Origin of the sequence: Mesorhizobium sp. M0615, from assembly GCF_040320805.1 — a bacterium.
In the GTDB taxonomy this organism is placed as follows: domain Bacteria; phylum Pseudomonadota; class Alphaproteobacteria; order Rhizobiales; family Rhizobiaceae; genus Mesorhizobium.
Genome location: NZ_JAMYQI010000004.1, coordinates 354,672 through 375,839, shown reverse-complemented (window position 1 = coordinate 375,839; position 21,168 = coordinate 354,672). Strand labels below are relative to the sequence as shown.

19 protein-coding genes are annotated in these 21,168 nt (G+C 62.3%); 13 read left to right on the top strand and 6 right to left on the bottom strand.

The window, feature by feature from the left end:
- The first annotated feature begins 16 nt into the window (after positions 1–16).
- The 3 genes from rpiA to gor all read left to right on the top strand — a co-directional run bounded on the left by rpiA (position 17) and on the right by gor (position 2,868).
- Positions 17–748 carry a ribose-5-phosphate isomerase RpiA gene (gene rpiA / locus NKI46_RS09265; RefSeq protein ID WP_023738845.1) on the top strand — a complete coding sequence of 244 codons (732 nt, stop codon included), beginning with the start codon at positions 17–19 and terminating at the stop codon, positions 746–748.
- The gene (locus tag NKI46_RS09260; protein WP_023668979.1) at positions 735–1,352 is read left to right on the top strand and encodes a DUF2059 domain-containing protein; all 618 of its coding nucleotides are present in this window, start codon (positions 735–737) and stop codon (positions 1,350–1,352) included. Before rpiA ends, NKI46_RS09260 begins: the two co-directional genes overlap by 14 nt.
- Positions 1,353–1,476: 124 nt before the next feature.
- Entirely contained in the window at positions 1,477–2,868 is a 1,392-nt protein-coding gene (gene gor, locus NKI46_RS09255) for a glutathione-disulfide reductase (RefSeq protein WP_023738846.1), read from the top strand.
- 74 nt (positions 2,869–2,942) lie between these two features.
- Here the strand turns inward: gor and mgtE are convergent, their stop codons facing one another.
- Positions 2,943–4,310 (bottom strand): magnesium transporter, encoded by a 1,368-nt coding sequence (mgtE, locus tag NKI46_RS09250; protein ID WP_352745847.1) that lies wholly within the window; start codon positions 4,308–4,310, stop codon positions 2,943–2,945.
- A gap of 290 nt (positions 4,311–4,600) precedes the next feature.
- A complete protein-coding gene (locus NKI46_RS09245; RefSeq protein ID WP_352745844.1) occupies positions 4,601–6,487 on the bottom strand; it encodes an ABC transporter ATP-binding protein/permease in 1,887 nt (628 codons plus the stop codon).
- Between the two features lie 441 nt (positions 6,488–6,928).
- Here NKI46_RS09245 and NKI46_RS09240 point away from each other — a divergent pair, with 441 nt between their 5' ends.
- Positions 6,929–7,525 (top strand): hypothetical protein, encoded by a 597-nt coding sequence (locus tag NKI46_RS09240; protein WP_352745842.1) that lies wholly within the window; start codon positions 6,929–6,931, stop codon positions 7,523–7,525.
- 125 nt (positions 7,526–7,650) lie between these two features.
- On the opposite strand, the gene NKI46_RS09235 is transcribed toward NKI46_RS09240, so the two are convergent.
- The gene (locus NKI46_RS09235; protein WP_352745839.1) at positions 7,651–8,331 is read right to left on the bottom strand and encodes a DsbA family oxidoreductase; all 681 of its coding nucleotides are present in this window, start codon (positions 8,329–8,331) and stop codon (positions 7,651–7,653) included.
- Positions 8,332–8,380: 49 nt separating this feature from the next.
- Positions 8,381–10,201, bottom strand: a complete 1,821-nt coding sequence (locus tag NKI46_RS09230) for an extracellular solute-binding protein (protein ID WP_352745836.1) — start codon at positions 10,199–10,201, stop codon at positions 8,381–8,383.
- A 260-nt stretch (positions 10,202–10,461) separates the two neighbouring features.
- Here NKI46_RS09230 and NKI46_RS09225 point away from each other — a divergent pair, with 260 nt between their 5' ends.
- Positions 10,462–11,085 (top strand): invasion associated locus B family protein, encoded by a 624-nt coding sequence (locus tag NKI46_RS09225; protein ID WP_023668972.1) that lies wholly within the window; start codon positions 10,462–10,464, stop codon positions 11,083–11,085.
- Positions 11,086–11,166: 81 nt separating this feature from the next.
- Here the strand turns inward: NKI46_RS09225 and hspQ are convergent, their stop codons facing one another.
- Entirely contained in the window at positions 11,167–11,490 is a 324-nt protein-coding gene (gene hspQ / locus NKI46_RS09220) for a heat shock protein HspQ (protein ID WP_023668971.1), read from the bottom strand.
- A 224-nt stretch (positions 11,491–11,714) separates the two neighbouring features.
- On the opposite strand from hspQ, the gene NKI46_RS09215 reads away from it, so the two are divergent.
- Positions 11,715–12,677, top strand: coding sequence for an AEC family transporter (locus NKI46_RS09215; RefSeq protein ID WP_352519922.1), 963 nt, complete (start codon positions 11,715–11,717; stop codon positions 12,675–12,677).
- On the opposite strand, the gene NKI46_RS09210 is transcribed toward NKI46_RS09215, so the two are convergent.
- Positions 12,654–13,865, bottom strand: a complete 1,212-nt coding sequence (locus NKI46_RS09210) for a UbiH/UbiF family hydroxylase (protein WP_352519923.1) — start codon at positions 13,863–13,865, stop codon at positions 12,654–12,656. The two genes, NKI46_RS09215 and NKI46_RS09210, sit on opposite strands and share 24 nt — an antisense overlap.
- A 95-nt stretch (positions 13,866–13,960) precedes the next feature.
- Between NKI46_RS09210 and NKI46_RS09205 the strand changes: the two genes are divergently transcribed.
- The 7 genes from NKI46_RS09205 to NKI46_RS09175 all read left to right on the top strand — a co-directional run bounded on the left by NKI46_RS09205 (position 13,961) and on the right by NKI46_RS09175 (position 21,127).
- Positions 13,961–14,848, top strand: a complete 888-nt coding sequence (locus NKI46_RS09205; RefSeq protein ID WP_023734009.1) for a DUF2182 domain-containing protein — start codon at positions 13,961–13,963, stop codon at positions 14,846–14,848.
- 14 nt (positions 14,849–14,862) lie between these two features.
- On the top strand, positions 14,863–15,477 hold the full coding sequence (locus tag NKI46_RS09200; protein ID WP_352519924.1) for a DUF1326 domain-containing protein: 615 nt from the start codon (positions 14,863–14,865) through the stop codon (positions 15,475–15,477).
- A complete protein-coding gene (pcsA, locus tag NKI46_RS09195; protein WP_023668966.1) occupies positions 15,474–16,304 on the top strand; it encodes a phosphatidylcholine synthase in 831 nt (276 codons plus the stop codon). The genes NKI46_RS09200 and pcsA overlap by 4 nt, the downstream gene beginning before the upstream one ends.
- A 17-nt stretch (positions 16,305–16,321) precedes the next feature.
- Entirely contained in the window at positions 16,322–17,299 is a 978-nt protein-coding gene (locus NKI46_RS09190) for a quinone oxidoreductase family protein (RefSeq protein ID WP_023668965.1), read from the top strand.
- Positions 17,300–17,508: 209 nt separating this feature from the next.
- The gene (locus NKI46_RS09185; RefSeq protein WP_023816059.1) at positions 17,509–19,086 is read left to right on the top strand and encodes an ABC transporter ATP-binding protein; all 1,578 of its coding nucleotides are present in this window, start codon (positions 17,509–17,511) and stop codon (positions 19,084–19,086) included.
- Positions 19,083–20,207 carry an ABC transporter permease gene (locus NKI46_RS09180; protein ID WP_352745831.1) on the top strand — a complete coding sequence of 375 codons (1,125 nt, stop codon included), beginning with the start codon at positions 19,083–19,085 and terminating at the stop codon, positions 20,205–20,207. Before NKI46_RS09185 ends, NKI46_RS09180 begins: the two co-directional genes overlap by 4 nt.
- Positions 20,207–21,127, top strand: a complete 921-nt coding sequence (locus tag NKI46_RS09175) for an ABC transporter permease (protein ID WP_023668962.1) — start codon at positions 20,207–20,209, stop codon at positions 21,125–21,127. The genes NKI46_RS09180 and NKI46_RS09175 overlap by 1 nt, the downstream gene beginning before the upstream one ends.
- Positions 21,128–21,168 lie beyond the last annotated feature (41 nt).

Here is a 21,168-nt window from a genome sequence, read left to right as displayed (position 1 = left end):
AATCCCCGGGGCGAGCATGGATGCGAGGCAGTTGAAGGTCGAGGCCGCGCGGGCAGCCCTTGCCCATGTCAGCGACGGCATGCGGCTCGGCATCGGCACCGGGACCACGGCCGACGAATTCGTGCGGCTGCTGGCCCAAAAGATCGCCACGGGCTTGACCGTCATCGGCGTGCCGACGTCGGAGCGCACTGCAGCCCTTTGCCGCGAACTTGGCGTGCCGCTGTCGACGCTTGAGGAAACGCCCGAGCTCGACCTTACCGTCGACGGCGCCGACGAGATCGACGCGGCGCTGACGCTGATCAAGGGCGGCGGCGGCGCGCTGCTGCGCGAGAAGATCGTCGCGGCGGCGTCTCAGCGCATGATCGTCATTGCCGATCGCTCGAAGATGGTCGACACCCTTGGCCGGTTTCCGTTGCCGATCGAAGTCAACCAATTCGGCCTGCGCGCCACCGAAATCGCGGTCGCGGCAGCGGCCAAAAGTCTCGGCCTTTCCGGCCCGGTTACATTGAGGATGACGGGGGGCCAGCCTTTTGTTACAGACGGCGGCCATTTTATCCTCGATGCATCTTTTGGCCGCATTCCGGATACAAGAGCGCTTTCGAATGCTCTCCATGCCATTCCTGGTGTGGTCGAGCATGGTCTTTTCATCGGGCTGGCGTCAGCGGCCATCATCGCCGGCGGCGACGGCATCCAAGCCGTCCGTGCCGCCCGAAAACCAGGGAGTTCTACCGATCATGATGTTGCATAACCGGGTTCGCAATCTTTGCGCCGTTCTGGCGGCTTCGGCCGTTTTCGCCTTCTCCTCCCCGGCGTTCTCGCAGGAGATCACGGAATCGCATCTGAAGGCGGCACGGGCGGCGGTCACGGCAATCCACGCGACCGACTCGTTCGACAACATCCTGCCGCAAGCGGCGGCCTCGCTCGAGCAGCAGCTTATCCAGAAGAACCCTGATATGCAGGAGCTGATCGGCAAGACCGTCAGCGAAAAGGCACTGGCGCTGGCCTCGCGCCGTGCCGATCTGGAGAAGGAAGCAGCGCTCGCCTATGCCAAGGTGTTCTCCGAGAAGGATCTCACCGACATCGCCGCCTTCTACAATTCCGATGCCGGCAAGAAACTGCTCGACAACGGCCCCAACGTGACGCGCGAACTGGTCAAGGCCGCCGACATCTGGCAGAACGGCCTGGCGCGCGATCTCGCCCAGCAGGTCGGCGAAACGCTGGCAGCCGCCGCGAAGGCCGCTGCTCCGGCCGCGCCTGCGCCGGATAACGCAACTGCCCCCGCCGATGGCGCTGCACCTGCCGACGGCGATGCGCCCGCAGACGGTGACCAGCCGGAAGCGCCGAAGAACTAAGACGTCTGATTTCGCCACCGGCATCCTTGCCGCTGGACCAGAAAGCCCGGTGGAAACCGGGCTTTTCTTTTGGCTTCATGCAGCCTACCTGTCTCAAACATTTCTTGGGGCAAGGAACAGCAGCATGGCCGGCTACGACTACGATCTCTTCGTCATCGGCGGCGGCTCCGGCGGGGTGAGGGCGGCGCGCGTGGCGGCAGCGCTCGGCAAGCGTGTCGGCATCGCCGAGGAATACCGCTATGGCGGCACCTGCGTCATCCGTGGCTGCGTGCCGAAAAAACTCTATGTCTATGCCTCGCAATTTCCCGAGCATTTTGCCGACGCCGCCGGCTATGGCTGGACGGTGCCGGAGGCGAGCTTCGACTGGCCGACGCTGGTCGCCAACAAGGACCGCGAGATTGCCCGTCTGGAAGCGATCTACGAAAAGAACGTGAAAGGCGCCGGCGGCGAGACGTTCCACTCGCGCGCCATGCTGGTCGACCCGCATGTCGTGCATCTCCTGGGCGATGACCGCACCGTCACCGCCGACCAGATCCTGATCGCCACCGGCGGCCGGCCGGCGCCGCACCCGGCGCTGCCCGGTCACGAGCATTGCATCTTTTCCAATGAGGTTTTCGACCTCAAGCAACTGCCGAAGGCGATCATGATCGAGGGCGGCGGCTACATCGCCGTCGAATTCGCCAATATCTTCCATGGCTTGGGCGTCGACACCACGCTGGTCTATCGCGGCAAGGAGATACTGTCGCGCTTCGACATGGACCTGCGGCGCATGCTGCACGAAACCATGGAAAAGAAGGGGATCAAGATCCTCTGCCACGCCGTGTCGGAATGGGTCCGCAAGCGGCCGGACGGCAGGCTGGATGCGTTGGTCACCGGCGGCAAGGTGCTGACAGTCGACCAGGTCATGCTCGCCATCGGCCGCCTCCCCAACACTGAGAATATGGGCCTGGAAGGCGTCGGCATCGAACTCGGCAAAACCGGCGCCATCGTTGTCGACCAGTATTCCCGCACCAACATCGACAACATCTGGGCGATCGGCGACGTCACCAACCGCGTGCAGTTGACGCCTGTGGCGATCCACGAAGCCATGTGCTTCATCGAGACCGCATTCAAGGGCAATCCGACCGCGCCCGACCACGACACCATTCCGACCGCCGTCTTCTCACAGCCGGAGATCGGCACCGTCGGGCTGTCCGAGGACGATGCCGTCAAGCGCTACTCCGACATCGAAATCTACCGCGCCACATTCCGGCCGATGCGGCACACGCTGTCGGGCCGCGACGAAAGGATGCTGACGAAGCTGGTGGTCGATGGCGCCACGCGAAAAGTGCTCGGCGCGCACATCCTCGGGCCGGACGCCGGCGAGATGGCGCAGTTGCTCGGCATTCCGCTGAAGGCCGGCGTCACCAAGGATGATTTCGACCGCACCATGGCCGTCCACCCGACGGCAGCGGAGGAACTGGTCACCATGTACAAGCCCACCTACCGCGTGAAGAACGGCGTGCGGGTCGATTGACGCCCGCGCGCTCGATCTTGAAGAACCCCCCATGGCAGCCGCTGTTGCCACCGAGATGGGAGGCCTGAAGCTTATTACAACAAAGTGCCGCGCAGGATGACCAGCGCCACCGAGAAATAGATCACCAGGCCGGTGACATCGACCAGCGTGGCGACGAACGGCGCCGAGGCGCTCGCCGGATCGAAGCCGATCCGTTTCAGCGCGAACGGCAGCATCGACCCCGACAGCGAGCCGAAGGTGACGATGCCGACAAGGGCTGCCCCCACGGTCGCCGCGATCAGCGGCCAATGCGGCCCATAATCGTAGAAGCCCATATACTGCCAGAGCGCGATGCGGCAGATGCCGACCACGCCAAGCATGGCGCCGAGTACCAGGCCGGTTGGCAATTCGCGCAACGCCACCCGCCACCAGTCACGAAGGCCGATCTCGCGCAGCGCCAGCGCGCGAATGACGAGCGAGGTCGCCTGCGAACCGGAATTGCCGCCCGAGCTCATGATCAGCGGAATGAACAGAGTGAGCACGATCGCCTTCTCCAGTTCGCCTTCATAGCTTTGCATGGCGTTGGCGGTCAGCATCTCCGAGATGAACAGCGCGCACAGCCAGCCGCCGCGCTTCTTGATCATCGCGAGAAAGCTCATCTTCATGTAGGGCTCGTCGAGCGCCTCCATGCCGCCGAAGCGATGCGCGTCCTCGGTCGTCTCCTCGATCATGGTGTCGATGATGTCGTCGATGGTGACGATGCCGAGGATCTTGCCATCGTCGACGACGGGAACCGCGAGCAGGTCGTATTTGGAGATCGTCTGCGCCAGTGTTTCGCGATCGGTCAGCGGCGTCACCGTCACCGGGGCGCGATCCGGCGCCACCGACAGGATCGGATCGTCCGGCTCGCCGGTGATCAGCCGGCGCAGGCCGGTCGAGCGCACCAGCACATGCGTGTCTGGATCGACGATGTAGATGGCGTAGACGGTCTCCCGCGTCCGCTCCACCTTGCGGATGTAGTCGAGCGTGCGCCCGACGGTCCAGTCCGACGGCACGCTGACGAATTCGGTCGTCATGATTGAGGCGGCGCTGCCTTCGGGATAGCCGAGAATGGAAAGCAGCGTTGCCCGCAGCGGCGGGACCAACCCGCCGAGCAGCTCGGAGCGCGCCGGTTCGTCCAGTTCGCGCAGGATATCGGCGGCGCGGTCGACCGACATGGCGGTCAGGAGCTTGCACGCCTTGGCGCGCGGCAGCGCCTCGGCCAGATCGGAGGCGCCGTCGAGTTCAGGCTGGTCGAAGATCTCGACCAGCCGCTCGAACGGCATTTCGCAAAGCAGTTCTATCGCGGTATCGCGAGATTCCCGGTTCAGGGCCTCGACGACATCGGCGACGTGATCATTGGCAAGGATACGCGCGATAGCGACGGCATCGTCGCCCGCTACGACGGGGGTAAATTCGTTCATGGCTCACTCCTTGCCGTCCGGCGGGACGTGAGCCGTTAGAGGTCACATCGAGGCGGACGGCGGTTGCGTTCGACTACTGTCGCCAGGCATGGCGCGGTGACCTTTCTGCTCGCGGGTTCGAGTTGGAATTCAGCGAGCGGGCGCAACATAGGAGCGCATCTTGGCGAGTCAATCGCGGGGGTGGAGGAAAACAGCCGGGAGCCGGCCCAATCGCGAGACTGTGATGATTATTGAAGGGGGAGGGAGCGAGTGCCCCGCCGCCAGTGGCGGAACGCGCTTCGGCGTGGCTGCTATTTCTGCTTCAGCCGGCGTGAAAAACGCATCCATTTGTCCTCGACCGGCCGCGGCTGCGTAAGGATGGTGGTGAGCTCGCGCGGAAGGTTCGGAACAAGCGGCCTCTTGGTGGCGACGCCGTCGGCGATCGCGACCACGCTATGGTAGAATTCCTCGCCCGAGGCCGAACGTGGCGGCACCGCCTCGTGCATGATGCTGATCACCGTGACATCGGGACAGTTGTCCTTGATGGCCTGGTGGAAGGCGATCTTGCCATCCGGATCGAGCGCGCCGGTCGCTTCGTCGAGGAACAACAGTCCCGGTTGCTGCAGCACGATGCGGGCCACAACCAGCTTCTGCTTCTGGCCTCCGGACAGCAGCTGGTCCCAGATCTTTCCCTCGCGGCTTTCATCGGCCATGTGTTCGATGAAATCGCCAAGGCCGGCCTTGTGCAGGGCTGCCGCGACCTGCGCATCGCCATAGTCGTCCTCGGAGCCGGGCAGGGATACCAGCTGCTTCAGCGACACCTGCTGCAGCTTGACCTCCTGGGCGGCATAGAAGCTCCTCACACCGTCAGGGAAGACGATGGTGCCGCGGCCATAAGGCCACAAGCCGTTGATCGCCTTGATCAGCGAAGTCTTGCCGCAGCCGGATTCGCCCTTGAGGAATGCCCACTCGCCGCGCCGAAAGCGCAGATTGGCTGCGCTCAGGAACGGCGTGGCGTCTTCACCCTGATGCGCCAGTTCAAGCTTCTGGATGGTCAGGCCGAAGACCGGGTTCTGGCTGGCATAGTGGAAGTCGGAACGGCCGGTCTGGCTGTAGAATTCCTGCGGCTGTTGGACGTTTTCAATGGCGTGCGCCAACTCGATGACGCGCTGGCTGTTGGCCCGCAAGGTGGCGAGACTCGGCATGACATGGATGAACCAGGAACATTTGCTGATCAGCGCGTTGACCTGCTCGGAACCGGTTATGTAGCCCTTGAGGTCGACGCCGTTGTGGATGAACGGCACCAGACCAGGTCCGTAGGCGACAACTTTGGCCCCGACGAAATTATAGACCGATTCGAATCCCGCATAGAGGGTGTTGACGATGTTGAGCTTCGACCAGGTGGTATCGATATCGAGATAGAGCCGTCCATGTATCGTCTTTTGCACGTCTTCGCCTTGCGACGCCGACACATGGAAACTGCGGCGCAACAAGGTGATCAGCTCGCTGCGATAGGTGCCTTCGGCCTTCTGCATCCTGACATTGAGCCACTCCAGCATTCCGCCAAGTTTGATCGCGATCCAGGTATTGACGGGCACATAGATGGCAACCGCCAGCAGAGCGAGGACGGCGCTGCCATAGCTGCCGAGGGCATCCAGGCCTTTTACCTCCACGGAATTCGCCAGCAAAGCGCCGCCGACAAAATAAAGTGAGGTGAAGACGCCGAAGACACCTTGGGCAAGCCCGATGGCGCCGCCCGCCATGTCTTTGATCGATTCCTGCACGCGCTGATCAATGTTGTCGGGCGCTGGCGCATCTGGCGAGCCATTCTGAGCGTGGTAGTGCGTATGGTTGGTATCGAGCAGCGCCGCATTGAAACGCGCGTTCAACCAGGCGCGCCATTTGCGATGCAATGTCGCCGATACAAATTTGCAGGCGCCCATGATTCCCATGTCCTTGAACACGACCAGCAGCACAAGCAGGCCGGCATTGGTAAGCACCGATTCAAGGGGCGTGGTATTCGCGGCGTCGTGAAAAAAAGCGATTGAGGCTGCCAGTTCGCCCGCCAACACGGTAAACCAGACGTCGGCCTTGCTCGACAGGGCTATGATGAGTGCGAGGACGACGGTGAGAGCCCAGGCCTCTCTCCACCGGTCCGAGAACCAGTAGGCCCGCATCAGTCCCCAGAAGGTCCGCATCGACGATACTGGCGTCAGGGGCGACGGCCCGGCGGGGGCGTCGCGGTTCCAAAGTGCCGATATTGAACGTCGCGGTCTGTCGACCCGAATCACAATCCCGCCCAAACCTTTTTTAGTTTTGTTACGGATAGTAACACCAATTGATCATTTTCTATGAATTTTATCCCGGCGAATGTGAGGCAGCCCACCCCCGTTGCCATGAGGCAACAGTTGGTGCTGCGAGACCGCCGTCTTTGGGCCGAATTTGTCCTTTGTTTCAATGTGTTGCGAGAACGCTCAGATGTGCGAAAATATTCGCTGAGGGAAGGCTCATACACGGCTTTGTGACCAAAAAGGCCTGCCCGTCGGCCGGTTTTCCCACCGCGCGCTAACCGGATCGCCCGAAAAATTGCCGTCCGTGATCGCCCCAGGTCGCCCGAATCATTTCACCGGCCATCATGGTTGGGCACGCAAGATCGTCGCTCCTGTAAAGCGACTGTTCATGAGGGGCACGCGCTTTTTAGCTGCAGCTCAACACCGTTTGACAATCAAGCGCACTGGAATGAACCTTGTCGGGCACTGTCGGCACCAATGCATGTCCGGTCCCCAACAAGGAAGCTCCCCAATGCTTGCACACGCAGCCGTTCCCGCAATGGTGACGCTCTTGCCTGGCTGCCTCTTGCGCATGCCGTCAGCCAGACCATTCCGGCAAGCGCCGAAGGGCAAATCGAGTTCAATGCTCCGTCCGGCAACATCGGCTGCATCTACACGCCGAAGGGCGGCACCAGCACCTACGAACCACAGGATGGCGGTCCGGAACTGAGCTGTTCGCGCGTCGAGCCCAGCTACGTCACCGTGATCCTTGGGCCGAACGGCCCGGCGACATTGATCAAGAATCCGGGAGAGCAGGGCTGCTGCAGCGATGTCGCGAAGCTGGCCTATGGCAACAGCTGGAGCAAAGGGCCGTTTACCTGCCAGTCGTCAACCAAGGGACTGACCTGCACGGGCAGCAACGGGCATGGCTTCTTCCTCAGCAAAGCCAAGGTGACGGTGAAATAACCCGAGCATGATCCCGAAAAGTGGTTGCCGGTTTTATCGGACAAACGGGAAACCGTTTTGTCCAGAGATCATGCTCAAACAAGGAGATAGAGCCCATCCCGATTTCCATCGGGATGGAACAGGCTCTAGCCGGCCTTTTCCAGTTCGCCCTTGGCCTTTGCGGCCGCGACTTGGCGGATGGCATCAGTCAGCGTGTCGGCGTCCTGCGCGCCCATGACGGCGTATTTGCCTTCGAGCAGGAAGCACGGCACGCCAGTGATCCCCATCCGCGATGCCGTGGCGATTTCTGTGCGCACCTCCTCGACGTCGGCATCGGTCGGCAGGAGCGTTTCGACCACGGCAGCGTCCATGCCGGCCTCGCGGGCGGCATCGATCAGCACGGCGTGGTCGCCAATATTGCCGCCTTTCTCGAAATACAGTTGGAACAGCCGGCGCACGAGCCGGTTCTGCACGGCTTCACCGGCGGCACCGGCCCAGCGGATGACACGATGCGCGTCCAGCGTGTTGGCGGCGACCTTGATGGCGTCGAAAGCGAAATTGATGCCTTCGGCTTCGCCGAGCGGCTCTATGCGGGCATGCATCTGACGGATGCGCTCGTCGCTGCCGAATTTGGCCAGCATGTATTCGCGCCGGTCCTTGCCCTCGGATGGGATGGTCGGGTCGAGCTGGAACGGCCGCCAGCGCACATGAACCTGGACGTCGCCAGCAGCGGCGATCGCCTTGTCGAGCCGCCTCTGGCCGACGAAGCACCAGGGGCAGACGACGTCGGAGACCACGTCGATGGTAATGGAATTGTCATCGCTCATCTTGATCTCCTGCAGCCGAACGTTTCAGCGAGACCGATCTCGGCCACGCTCAGTTCGGCTTGCGCCACCAGGTCGGCCATTGATAACCGAATATGGGCGTCTTTTTGGGATGGTCCAGATAATTCCAGTAGGCGAGCCATTGCTGCGCGTTGTACTGCATCGGCACCATGTAGTTGCCGGAGATCAGCAATCGGTCGAGCACGCGCACGGCGGCGACATAGTCGTCCTTGGTCCGTGCTCTAAGCATCGCGTCGATCGCCGCGTCGACCGCTGGATCGGCGACGCCGGCCAGATTGAATGAACCTTCTCTTTTGGCCTCTGAAGAACCCCAGCGAAGGTTCTGCTCCATACCGGGAGACAGCGAGTTGCTGAACCCGCTCGACCCGACAAGAACCTCAAAGTCGAAACGCTGCTTGCGCGACTGGATCTGGTCGGCTTCGAGGCTGCGGATGGTCACCGCGATGCCGATCTTTTCCAGCGAGCGCTGATAAATGGCGGCAAAGCGTTCCTCGTCCTGCGAGGCCGTCAGGATCTCGAAACCGAAGGGAGTTCCCTTTGGGTCCAGCAGGACACCATCCCTAACGGCGTAGCCCTGACTCTTCAGCAGGTCGAACGCCACCTTCATCACCTTGCGGTCCTGGCCGGTGCCGTCATTCACCGGCGGGCGCCAGCTGCCGTCCATGACATCGGCCGGCACGCGGCCGGGGTAGGGCGCCAGCAGCGCCTTTTCCCTGTCGCTGGCCGGATGGCCGAGCGCGGAAAGTTCGGAATTCTGCCAGTAGCTCATCGTGCGCGTGTACTTACCGCCGAACAGGTTCTTGTTGGCCCATTCGAAGTCGTAGAGCATGCCGAGCGCGCGCCGCACCTCCGGATTGGAAAACTTCTCCAGTCGCGTGTTGAACAGGAAGCCGGTCACCACGGGCGGTATGCCGGTGTCGAAGGTCTCGGCGATCACCTCGCCGCGATGGAAGGCGGGAAAATCGATATCGCGCTCGCGCTTGACCGGATCGCCCTCATCGTAAATGGCGCAGATGCCTTTCTTGAACGCTTCAGTCTTGGCGTTGGCGTTGAGGAAGTACTCGATGGTGATCTGGTCGTAATTGTCGAAGCCGCGCTTGGAAGGGATGTCCTTGCCCCAGTAATTCGGATTGCGCTTGAAGACGATGCGCTGTCCCGGCTGCACCTTGTCGATGGTGTAGGGACCGCTGCCGATCACCGGCTTCAGCGTCGTCTTGTCGAAGGTATCCTTGTTGAAGGCGTGCTTTGGGATGATCGGCGTCAGCGCGATGATCAAGGGGGTCTCGCGATTGGCCTTGTCATTGAAGGTGAAGCGCACGCTGTGATCGCCGGTCTTTTCGAGCTTGGCGACCAGGCTCATGCGATCCCTGTAGGGAGGGCGGCCCTTGTCGGTGAAGACATCATAGGTGAACAGCACGTCATCCGGCGTCACCGGCTCACCGTCCGACCACTTCGCATTTGGATTAAGGTGGAATTCGATCGATTTGCGCTCCGGGTCCATATCGGCGCTGTCTGCGAGCAGGCCATAGAGGGTGAAGGCCTCGTCGTAGTTGCGCATCATCAACGGCTCGAAGACGAGATTGCCGAAAATGAGGTCCTGCATGCCGCGCGCCGTGGTGCGCAGGCTCTTCAGGATGAACGGGTTCAGATTGTCGAAGCTGCCGACGACGCAGTAAGTGATGTTGCCGCCCTTCGGCGCATCGGGATTGACGTAGTCGAAATGCTGGTAGTCGGCTGGCAGCGCCGGCTCGCCCTGCATTGCGATGGCATGTCTCGGTTCCGACATCGCCACGCCGGGTGCAAAGGCGAAGAACGAAATTGCGGCGATCAGCCAAACAAGAATGCGGCCCATGACCGTCTCCTTACTGGGCGGCTTGATGATTCGGAGTGCACCCTAACATGGCGCCGCGGCGCTCCGGCCAGATACATCAACCCAAATCGCACGACCCAAATTGCGAGGCCAAGAATTGCAGGCGGCGGGCTGGATTCGGCTGCTCATGCAGTGTAACACGCGCTCCGAAGTCATTCTGTTGCCTCAATTCGGCAACAGGTAGCAGGACCACACGGCGCGAAGAAGCCGGTCCCGGGATCATTTGAGAGGAAATGCACGACATGACGAGCCTGAACAGCAACGCATACCGCCTTTCGGTCCTGGCCGCGGGCGTGGTCGGCTTTCTGGGCGCCGGACTTCCCACCGCTTCGGCACAGCAACAGATTCCGCAGGGTTGGTTCAAGGCCTGCACCAAGCAGGAAGATGTCGACATCTGCAATGTCCAGAACATCATCACTGCCGGCAACGGCCAGTTCGTCACCGGCGTCAGCCTGATCGAGTTGAAGGGCAAGGTAAACCGCAAGGTCTTCCAGGTCACGGTTCCCCCAGGTCGCCTGGTGCCCCCCGGCATCGCCCTGCAGATAGACGCCGGCAAGGCGACGAAGCTGGATTATGTCATTTGCTTCGCCGACCGTTGCGTTGCCGAAGTGCCGCTGACCGACGCGCTCGTCGCGTCCTTCAAGAAGGGACAGGCGATCACGCTGACCTCGATCAACTTCCAAAGTCAGCCAAATCCCATCAAGGTTGCCTTGACCGGCTTCAGCGGCGCCTTTGACGGCGCGCCGCTGCAGCAGTCGGACATCGAGGATCGGCAGAAAAAACTTCAGGATTTCGTCGTCAAGAACAACCAGGACTTCGCCAAGAAGCTCAAGGACGAGCAGGCCAAGGCCAAAGCCGCCAACTAATCGCCGGGACAGATACCGGAGCGACAAAAAGCGGGGTCATGCCCCGCTTTTTTGTTGTCGTCACGTCGATGCAAGGTGATGTCAGTGTCTCGACTGGCGTTTTGGCTCATAGCGTCCGTCCGGCCGCTTGTCGAACATCTCGCCGATCTGTGGATGCCGGACCGGCTCACCTGACTGGTCCTCGAGCAGGTTCTGCTCGGAGACATAGGCAATGTATTCGGTTTCCGAGTTTTCAGCGAGCAGATGGTAGAACGGCTGGTCCTTGCGCGGCCGCACGTCGGCCGGGATCGCCTCGTACCATTCATCGGTGTTGGCGAATTGCGGATCGACATCGAAAATGATGCCGCGGAATGGAAACAGCCGGTGGCGAACCACTTGTCCGATCGAGAATTTGGCTGTTTTCATCGTACTCACCACTAAGCCTCTAGAGCGCCCGGCGTCCCCTCGAATGTGCGAAGAGCGCTCTAAGACTTTGAATTTACACACACCGTGGCCAAAAATCGAGCCCGACTTAGGTCTGGGATCAGGCTTTATTTGGCGCAGATGGCGTGTCAGTTCAATGCCGAAGCGCTTGACGCCTGATGAAGCTACGGGCTAGCCCGGTCCCGGGGTTTCGGGCCAGGGCAAAAATGTCTGACATTGTCGGTCTTGTTCTTCCGTTCTTCGGGCTGATTTTCATCGGCTTTCTGGTCGCGCGCATGACCAGGCAGCCGCTGGAAGCGCTTGGCTGGATGAACACCTTCATCGTCTATGTCGCGCTTCCTGCCCTGTTCTTCCAATTGCTGGCCCGCACGCCGTTCGAACAGTTGACCGAATGGCGCTTCATCTTCGGCTCGGTATTTTCCACCTACACGATCTTCTCGATCATGTTCGTATGGTCGGTGACGGCGTCGCGCGGCGAGATCGCCCAGTCGACGATCAAGGCGCTGGCCGCGGCCTACGGCAATATCGGCTATATGGGGCCGGGGCTGGCGCTGCTCGCCTTCGGCGAACAGGCGGCGGTTCCCGTCGCGCTGATCTTCTGCTTCGAAAATATCATGCATTTCGCCATCGCGCCGATGATGATGGCGCTGTCGGGCGACGACAAGACATCGCCGTGGCGGCTCATCCTCGGCGTAGTCAGGAAAATCGTCCTGCACCCGTTCATCATCGCGACCGCGCTTGGCGTCGGCGCCGCCTATCTCGGCTTTCACCCACCGCAGCCGGTCGATCGCCTGCTCGAATATCTGTCTCGGGCGGCCGCCCCTTGCGCCCTGTTTGCCATGGGCGTGACGCTTGCGCTCCGGCCCCTCAACCGCGTGCCGCATGAGTTGGCGTCGATCGCGGCGCTGAAGCTGATCCTGCATCCATCGCTCTGCTACGTCGTGCTGAGCTGGATCGGGAACTTTTCCGAAATCTGGGTTTTTTCGGCCGTGCTTTTGGCGGCATTACCGACCGCAACCAATGTCTTCGTCATCGCCCAGCAAGATGGCGTCTGGGTGCAACGCGCGTCGGCCAGCGTGCTGATTACTACCTGCCTCTCGGTGCTGACGGTGACCGGGCTGCTCTACATGATCCGCCACGGCATCTTACCGCCGGACCTGTTTCCCTGAACCGCCGGTAAGCGCCGCAAAGCCGCTGCCCGGCCTCAAGCCTTCGCGCATGAAAAAGGCGCGCAGCGGCGCGAAACTGCCGAGCACATTGAGGCCGGCGCTGCGTGCCATCTGCGCCGGCAGCATGTCCGACAGCAGCGACATGTTGAGCAGGTTGACCGCGCCCGAACGCGCCAGAACGTCGGGACGGCGCCTGGAATCATAGGCGGCCAGGGCCCTTGCGGCGCCAGGGTCGCCGCGATTTTCGCGTGCGATTCCAATCAGATCCTCGACGTCCCTGATGCCGAGGTTTAGACCTTGGGCTCCGATCGGCGGGAACACATGTGCAGCCTCGCCGACCAGCGCCACACGGTTTTGCGCGAAGCGCCCCGGTGATGCCGCTGAAAGCGGGTAAATTTGTCGGCCGGGCTCGACCGACACCCGGCCCAGCATCGACTGCATCTGCTGCTCGACACGCTCGGAAAGCGTCGCGTCATCGAGTGCGGCGAGGTCCTTCGCCGCCTCCGGTTTCACCACCCAGACGAGGCTGGAGCGGTTGCCGGGCAGCGGCACCTGGGTGAACGGCCCGGTCTCTGTGTGGAACTCGGTCGAGGTGAAGCCGTGTTCGCTGCGATGGCCAAAATTCAGCACCAGCGCCGCTTGGCGGTAGGATCGCACCGAGGCCACGATGCCTGCCGCCTCGCGCGCCGGCGACAGGCGCCCATCGGCAGCGACCGCAAGCGCGGCCGAGACTTCGCGACCATCAGTCAAGACGGCATGCGCCTGATCGGCGTCCAGACGCCAACTCTCGACCATCGACGTCAGCCATTCGATGCCGGGATGCGCCGCGACGGACTTGGCCAGCGTCGGGTTCAGCGCACTGTTGGGCAGGTTGAGCCCGAACTGCTCCTCGCCGATCTCTATGGCGCGAAAAGTCACCACCGGGCTGCGGATCAGCCGGCTGGTCGCATCAACGATGCGCATGACCTTCAGCGGCGCGGCCTTCGGCGCAAGTTCGGCCAGCACGCCCAGCCGATCGAGAACCTTGAGAGCAGGGTTCATCAGCGCCGTGGTCCGGCCATCGGGCCCGCCTGCTTCGGGTCCGACCAGGGTTACCGGAAAGCCCGCCTCGGCGAAACCGAGCGCCGCGATCAGTCCGGCAGGGCCGCTGCCGGCTACCAGTATCCGTGCTGTCTCGCGATGATCCAAATTGGACTTCCAGTTTGCGATGCAGGTGTCTACCCATGGATATAGGTCAGACCATGCGGCTTGATCAACGCGGCGATTAGGCTCATTCGGTTGTCATGACCGGCCAGCAGGACGATTTCAGCCATCTCGACCGCGCCGGCCGCGCCACGGCAAGCCTGGCCCGCAGCCCCCGCCTGACGGTCAACATCGCCATCGCCGGCGGCATTCTGCTCGCCTGGTTCATTCTCGGCGCCATGGCGATCCGCGACGCCGAAGGCCGGCTCCCCGGCGTACCAGGCGATGTGGTCCTGCGATATCTGCCGCAACTGCCGCTGCCGGATGTCCTCGACCGCTTCTTCGGCATGTGCCTGACGCCCGCACCACTTGATGCCGGCGGCGCACAGCTTCTGGCGTTGATCGTGATGTGGTTTTCGATGGCTGTGGCGACGATGCTGCCGTCGGCGGCGCCGATGATCCGTACCTATTGTGAAATCGCCGACACCGCCCGCATCAAGGGCGAACCGGTGGTCCACCCGCTGGTCTTGGCTGCCGGCTACCTCTCGACATGGCTTGTCGCCTCTATCGGCTTCGCGGTGCTGACGTTGCTCGTCCACGCATTTACGTCCTCCGCTCGATTGCTCGATCCGGTGAGCGGCCTTGCCGCGGCGGCCGCGCTGCTGGTTGCCGGCCTCTACCAGTTCAGCAGCCTCAAGCAGGCCTGCCTGACAAAATGCCGGAACCCGTTCTCGACACTGTTTTCCAACTGGAGCGCGGAGCCGGGTGGCATCTTCCGGCTAGGGCTGAAGCAGGGCCTGTGGTGCCTCGGCTGCTGCTGGGCGCTGATGCTGGTGATGTTTGCCGTCGGCGCGATGAACGTGTTCTGGATGGCGCTGATCGGCCTGTTCACCTTGATCGAAAAACAGACCACCGGCAGCCTTCCAACCCGAGTGGCCGGTGCGATACTGCTTGTCTGGGTAGTCGCCCTGCTAGTAGTCTCGGCATGACGGGGGATAATTCCATGGCAGAGCAAGGCTGGGCAATGAAAGGAGAGCTCGTACTCTCCTGCAATTGCACGGTTTTTTGTCCTTGCGTGCTGTCGCTTGGCAGCCATCCGCCGACGGAGGGTTATTGTCAGACCTGGGCGGGCTTCCGCATCGACGCAGGCCATTTCGGCGAGGTCGACCTGTCCGGCCTCAATCTCGGTCTGGTCATGGAAATCCCCGGCTATATGAGCCGCGGCAACTGGACCGCAGGCCTGTTCATCGACAAGCGCGCCTCCGTCTATGCGGTGAAAGCGCTGACCAGGATCTTCACCGGGAAGGCCGGCGGAACAACCTCGCTGTTGTCGATCCTTGTCGGCAAGTTCCTCGGTGTCGAGCAGGTGCCGATCACCTACGAGACGCGTGACAAGACCCGTATTTTCCAGATACCGAAGATCATCGACGGGGCGGTCACACCGATTCCCGGCAAGGATCGCGAGAAGGATACCGTGATCGGCAACTCGGAATACTGGATCGCGCCGGAGATCATCGTGGCCAGGTCCGACAAGAGCAAGATGCGGGCGTTCGGCCACAACTGGAACTTTGCCGGCCGCTCGGCCGAAATCTGCAAACTGGATTGGCGGGGCCCGTGAGCAAGAACACAACCGCCAGGAATGCCGCCAAAAAGATCACCGACCGGATACCCAGGCCGAAGAAAAAGGTCACCTGGCCGCAGGCGCGGGCATTCTCGGTGCATCTGTTGACCGCGTCTGGCTCGTTCCTGGCCTTCCTGTCTCTGGTGGCGGCAAGCGAGCAACGCTGGACGGCGATGTTCTGGTGGCTGGGGCTGGCGCTGTTCGTCGACGGCATAGACGGGCCGATCGCGCGCAAGCTTGAGGTCAAGGAGATCCTGCCGACCTGGTCGGGCGAACTCCTCGACAACATCATCGACTATGTCACCTACGTGCTGATCCCGGCCTTCGCACTCTACCAGCGCGGCTTCATGGGCGAAGGGCTGTCTTTCCTGTCGGCGGCCATCATCGTGGTGTCCAGCGCCATCTATTATGCCGACACCGGAATGAAGACGAAGGAGAACTTCTTCAAAGGCTTTCCGGTGGTCTGGAACATGGTCGTGTTCACGCTGTTCGTCATCGAACCGGGACAGTGGGTGTCCTTCGGCGTCGTCGTGGCGGCCGGCATCCTCACCTTCGTGCCGATCAACTTCATTCACCCCGTGCGGGTGGTGCGGCTGCGGCCAATCAATCTTGGCATGACGCTGCTCTGGTGTGCTTTCGGTGCGCTGGCGCTGGCGCAGGCGGCCCTTGCCGCCTTCTACGACCAGATCGGCGTTTTGGGCGAACAGGTCAGCGTCTTTACCAAGGTCGGCATCACCATCACCGGACTTTACCTCGCCTGCATCGGCGGTATCATGCAGTTCTTCCCCAAACTCGGCGCCAAGCCGGACACTAAGAAAGCCTGACCGCAGGAAAGCCCACAATGTCCAAAGCAGTCCGTATCCACGCCCATGGCGGTCCGGAAGTCCTGACCTATGAAGACGCCGATCCGGGACAACCCGGCGCCGGGCAGATCCTGGTCAGGCACACCGCGATCGGCCTCAATTTCATCGATGTCTATCACCGCATCGGCCTCTATCCGCCGCCCGGCGGCTTCCCGCTGATCCCCGGCGGCGAGGCGGCAGGTGTGGTTCTCGAGGTCGGTGCAGGCATCGACTGGCTGAAGCCGGGCGACCGCATCGCCTATGCCGTCAACGTCGGCGCCTATGCCGAACAGCGCGTCGTCGCCGCCGACCGCGTCGTCAAGGTGCCGGACCGCATCAGCGACGAACAGGCCGCCGGCATGATGCTTAAAGGCATGACGGCGGAGTATCTGTTGCGCCGGACCTTCAAGGTGAAGGCAGGCGACACCATCCTGTTCCATGCCGCCGCCGGCGGCGTCGGGCTGATCCTGGGACAATGGGCAAAACATCTCGGCGCCACCGTGATCGGCACGGCAAGCTCAACCGACAAGATCGAGCTCGCCAAGGCGCATGGCTTCGGCCATGTCATCAACTACAAGGAGCAGGATTTCGTCGCCGGGGTCGCCGCCATCACCGGCGGCAAGAAATGTGACGTCGTCTACGATTCGGTCGGCAACGACACATTCCCGGCCTCGCTCGACTGTCTGAAGCCGCTCGGCATGTTCGTCTCTTTCGGTCAGTCCTCTGGACCGATCCCGCCATTTTCAATGTCGCTGCTGGCGCAGAAGGGCTCGCTGTTCGCTACCAGGCCGACTTTGTTCGTCTACAACGCCAAGCGTGAAGACCTCGAAGTCTCCGCCGCGGCATTGTTCGACGTGGTGTTGAGCGGTGCGGTCGAGATCAAGATCAACCAGCGTTATGCGCTGAAGGACGCGGGCAAGGCGCAAGCCGATCTCGAAGGGCGCAAGACCACTGGCACGACCATACTGATCCCCTGATCTGCCTTGCTTTTCAGCGTTTTGCCGCGACGCCAGGCACTGTTTACCCGAAAAACCGGACGATCGGTTCGTTGTGCGAAGCAGGTCAATCTTTACCCCTTGAGTTTCCGCTGAAATTCTTGAAGCTCTTTCAAGGTGGGTGCTGCTTTCGCACGAGAGCGGCCAGCGCATACCATGTGGCGGGAACACAGAACATGTCCGGGAACCGGATGGGAGGCACTGTGAGTGCAGATCATGATGGAGCGAACCTGCTTGAGGTTCGTGGCCTGACCAAGATATTCGGCACGTTGACGGCGTGCGATCATATCGACCTCAACATCGCCAAGGGCGAGATCCACGCGCTGCTTGGCGAAAACGGCGCCGGCAAGTCGACGCTGGTCAAGATGCTGTTCGGTTCGCTGGAGCCCAATTCCGGCGAGATATTCTGGAACGGCGAAGCGGTGCGCATCACCAGTCCGGGCATGGCGAAGAAGCTCGGCATCGGCATGGTGTTTCAGCACTTTTCGCTGTTCGAGGCGCTGACCGCGGCCGAGAATATCGCTCTGTCTCTGGATGACGGCTCACCGATCAGCTCGATCGCGGCCAAGGCGAGGGCGCTTTCCTTCAGCTATGGCCTGCCGCTCGATCCGGACTCGCTGGTCGGCGATCTCTCGGTCGGCGAACGCCAGCGCATCGAGATCATCCGCTGCCTGTTGCAGACGCCGCAGCTCATCATCCTCGACGAGCCGACCTCGGTGCTGACGCCGCAGGAAGCCGACAAGCTGTTCGAAACGCTTGAGCGCCTGCGCTCGGAGGGCAAATCCATCCTCTACATTTCGCACCGGCTGGAAGAGGTCAAACGCATCTGCGACCGCGCCACCGTGCTGCGTCACGGCAAGGTCGTCGGCCATTGCAATCCGCGCGAGGAAACGGCTTCGTCGCTGGCTCGCATGATGGTCGGCAACGAGGTGAAGGCCGTGGTGCGTGCGCCGGCCGAAGGCATCGAGACCGCGCAGCCGCTGCTCGAAATTCGCGCCCTCAGCCGCAAGCCGGCAACGCCGTTTTCGATTCCGCTGAAGAATATCAACCTCACTGTGCGCGCCGGCGAGGTGATCGGCATTGCCGGTGTCGCCGGCAACGGCCAGGGCGAGTTCTTCGAATCCGTCTCCGGCGAGGTGCTGCAGCAGGACGCCGCATCCGTGCGCATCCGCGGCAAGGATGCCGGCTCGCTCTCGATCACAGGCCGGCGGCTGATGGGCGCTGCCTTCGTACCGGAAGAACGCCTCGGCCATGGCGCCGCGCCGCGCATGAAGCTTTCGGAGAACCTGCTCCTGTCGCGCCACGCCACCGACGGCAAGGTTTTTGTCGGCGCCGGCGGCGCCGTCAAAAGCGGTGCGGTCTATGCCGCCGCCCAGCGCATCATCGTGGCGATGGATGTGCGCAAGAGCGCGCCCGATCCGGAAGCTGCGGCCCTTTCGGGCGGCAATCTGCAGAAATTCATCGTCGGTCGCGAACTCGACCGCAGCCCTGCCGTCATGGTCGTCAACCAACCTACCTGGGGCGTCGACGCCGGCGCCGCCGCTCATATCCGCCAGGCGCTGATCGAACTGGCGCGCAGTGGCTCGGCGGTTCTGGTCATCAGCCAGGACCTCGATGAGCTGTTCGAGATTTCGGACGCGATCGCGGTCATGCACAACGGCGAATTGTCGAAGCCGCTGCCGATCGCCGAGGCCACTTTCGAGAAGATCGGCCTGTTGATGGGCGGCGCCGAGCCCGGCCACGCCGAACATGGTCTGGAGACGGCATGATGCGCCTCGAACTCGTCAAACGCCCACAGCGCTCGATGCTGTTTTCGGCGCTGTCGCCTTTCATCGCCTTCGCTCTGACGATCATCGCCGGCGCGGTTCTGTTCGCGCTGCTCGGCGTCAACCCGCTGACTGCTTTCGGGATTTACTTCATCGAGCCGATCAGCCAGGTCTGGCAGCTGCATGAGCTGGCGATCAAGGCCGCGCCGTTGATCCTGATCGCGGTCGGCCTGTCCGTCTGCTACAAGGCCAACATCTGGAACATCGGCGCCGAGGGACAGTTCATCCTCGGCGGCATTTTCGGCTCGGCCATTCCGGTGCTGTTTCCCGGGTTCGAAGGCCCGCTGGTGCTGCCGCTGATGCTGTTGTTCGGCATGGTCGGCGGCGCCGCCTACGCTGCAATCCCGGCTCTCTTAAAGACGCGCTTCGGCACCAACGAAATCCTGACCAGCCTGATGCTGGTCTATGTCGCCCAGCTTTTCCTCGACTGGCTGGTGCGCGGTCCCTGGCGCGATTCGCAGGGCCACGGCTTCCCGCAGACGATCCAGTTCAACGACTCGGCGGTCCTGCCGGAACTGATGCCGGATGCCGGCCGCGCAAATTGGGGTTTTGTCTTCGCTCTCATCGCAGCCGTGCTGATCTGGGTGCTGATGAGCCGCCTGCTCAAGGGTTTTGAGGTCCGCGTGCTCGGCTCCAGCCCGAGGGCAGGGCGGTTCGCCGGCTTCGGCCTCAACCGCATGGTCTTCTTCGCCTTCCTGCTGTCAGGCGCGCTGGCCGGGCTTGCCGGCATTTCGGAAGTCTCCGGCGCCATCGGCCAGCTGCAGCCGGTGATCTCGCCCGGCTACGGCTTCACAGCGATCATTGTCGCGTTCCTCGGCCGGCTCAATCCGCTCGGCATCGTCGCCGCCGGCCTGGTGCTGGCGCTGACCTATCTCGGCGGCGAGGCGGTGCAGAGCGCGCTCGGCATCTCCGACAAGGTGGCGCGTGTGTTCCAGGGCATGCTTTTGTTCTTCGTGCTCGGTTGCGACACGCTCATCCATTACCGCATTCGCATGGTCGGCATGGCGCTGACGAAAAGCGCGGCGAAGCTTGAAGCCGCGCCGAAGTTGAAGGAAGCCCGCTGATGGACATCGCCGTCAACATCCTTTTGACCATCGCCACGGCGGCAACGCCGCTTTTAATAGCGGCAATCGGCGAACTCGTGGTCGAGCGCTCCGGCGTGCTCAACCTCGGCGTCGAAGGCATGATGATCATGGGCGCCGTCGGCGGCTTCGGCGCCGGCTATCTCACGGGATCGCCCTGGATCGGCCTGTTGGCGGCAATTGCCATGGGCGCGGTGTTCTCGCTGCTGTTTGCGGTGATGACGCTGTCGCTCGCCACCAACCAGGTGGCGACCGGCCTGTCGTTGACGCTGCTCGGCCTCGGCCTGTCCGGCATGATGGGGACCAGCTTCGTTGGCCAGCCCGGCGAGCGGCTGCCAAACCTCTACGTTCCGGTGCTCACCGACATTCCCGTGGTCGGCAGGTTGCTGTTCGGCCAGGACCCGATCTTCTACATCTCGATCGCGCTGACGGCGGCCGTCATGTGGTTCCTGTTCAAGACCCGCACCGGCCTCACCCTGCGCTCGATCGGCGACAGCCACACATCGGCGCATGCACTCGGCATCAAGGTCATCCGCTACCGCTATCTCGCGGTCATCTTCGGCGGCGCCTGCGCCGGCCTTGCCGGCGGCCACCTGTCGCTGGTCTACACGCCGCAATGGGTGGAGAACATGAGCGCGGGCCGCGGCTGGATCGCGCTGGCGCTGGTCGTCTTCGCCTCCTGGCGGCCGTGGCGCGTGCTCGCCGGCGCCTACATCTTCGGCGCGGTGTGGATCGGCCAGCTTCATGCACAGGCATTTGGCATTCCGGTGCCTTCGCAGCTGCTTTCTTCTCTGCCCTATCTGGCAACCGTCGTGGTTCTCGTTCTAATCTCGCGCAACAAGCGTCTGACGATGATGAACACGCCGGCTTCCTTGGGGCAGCCATTCGTTCCGGATCGTTGACAACAAAAACAAACGGGAAGCTCCAAGGCTAAACTCAGAGA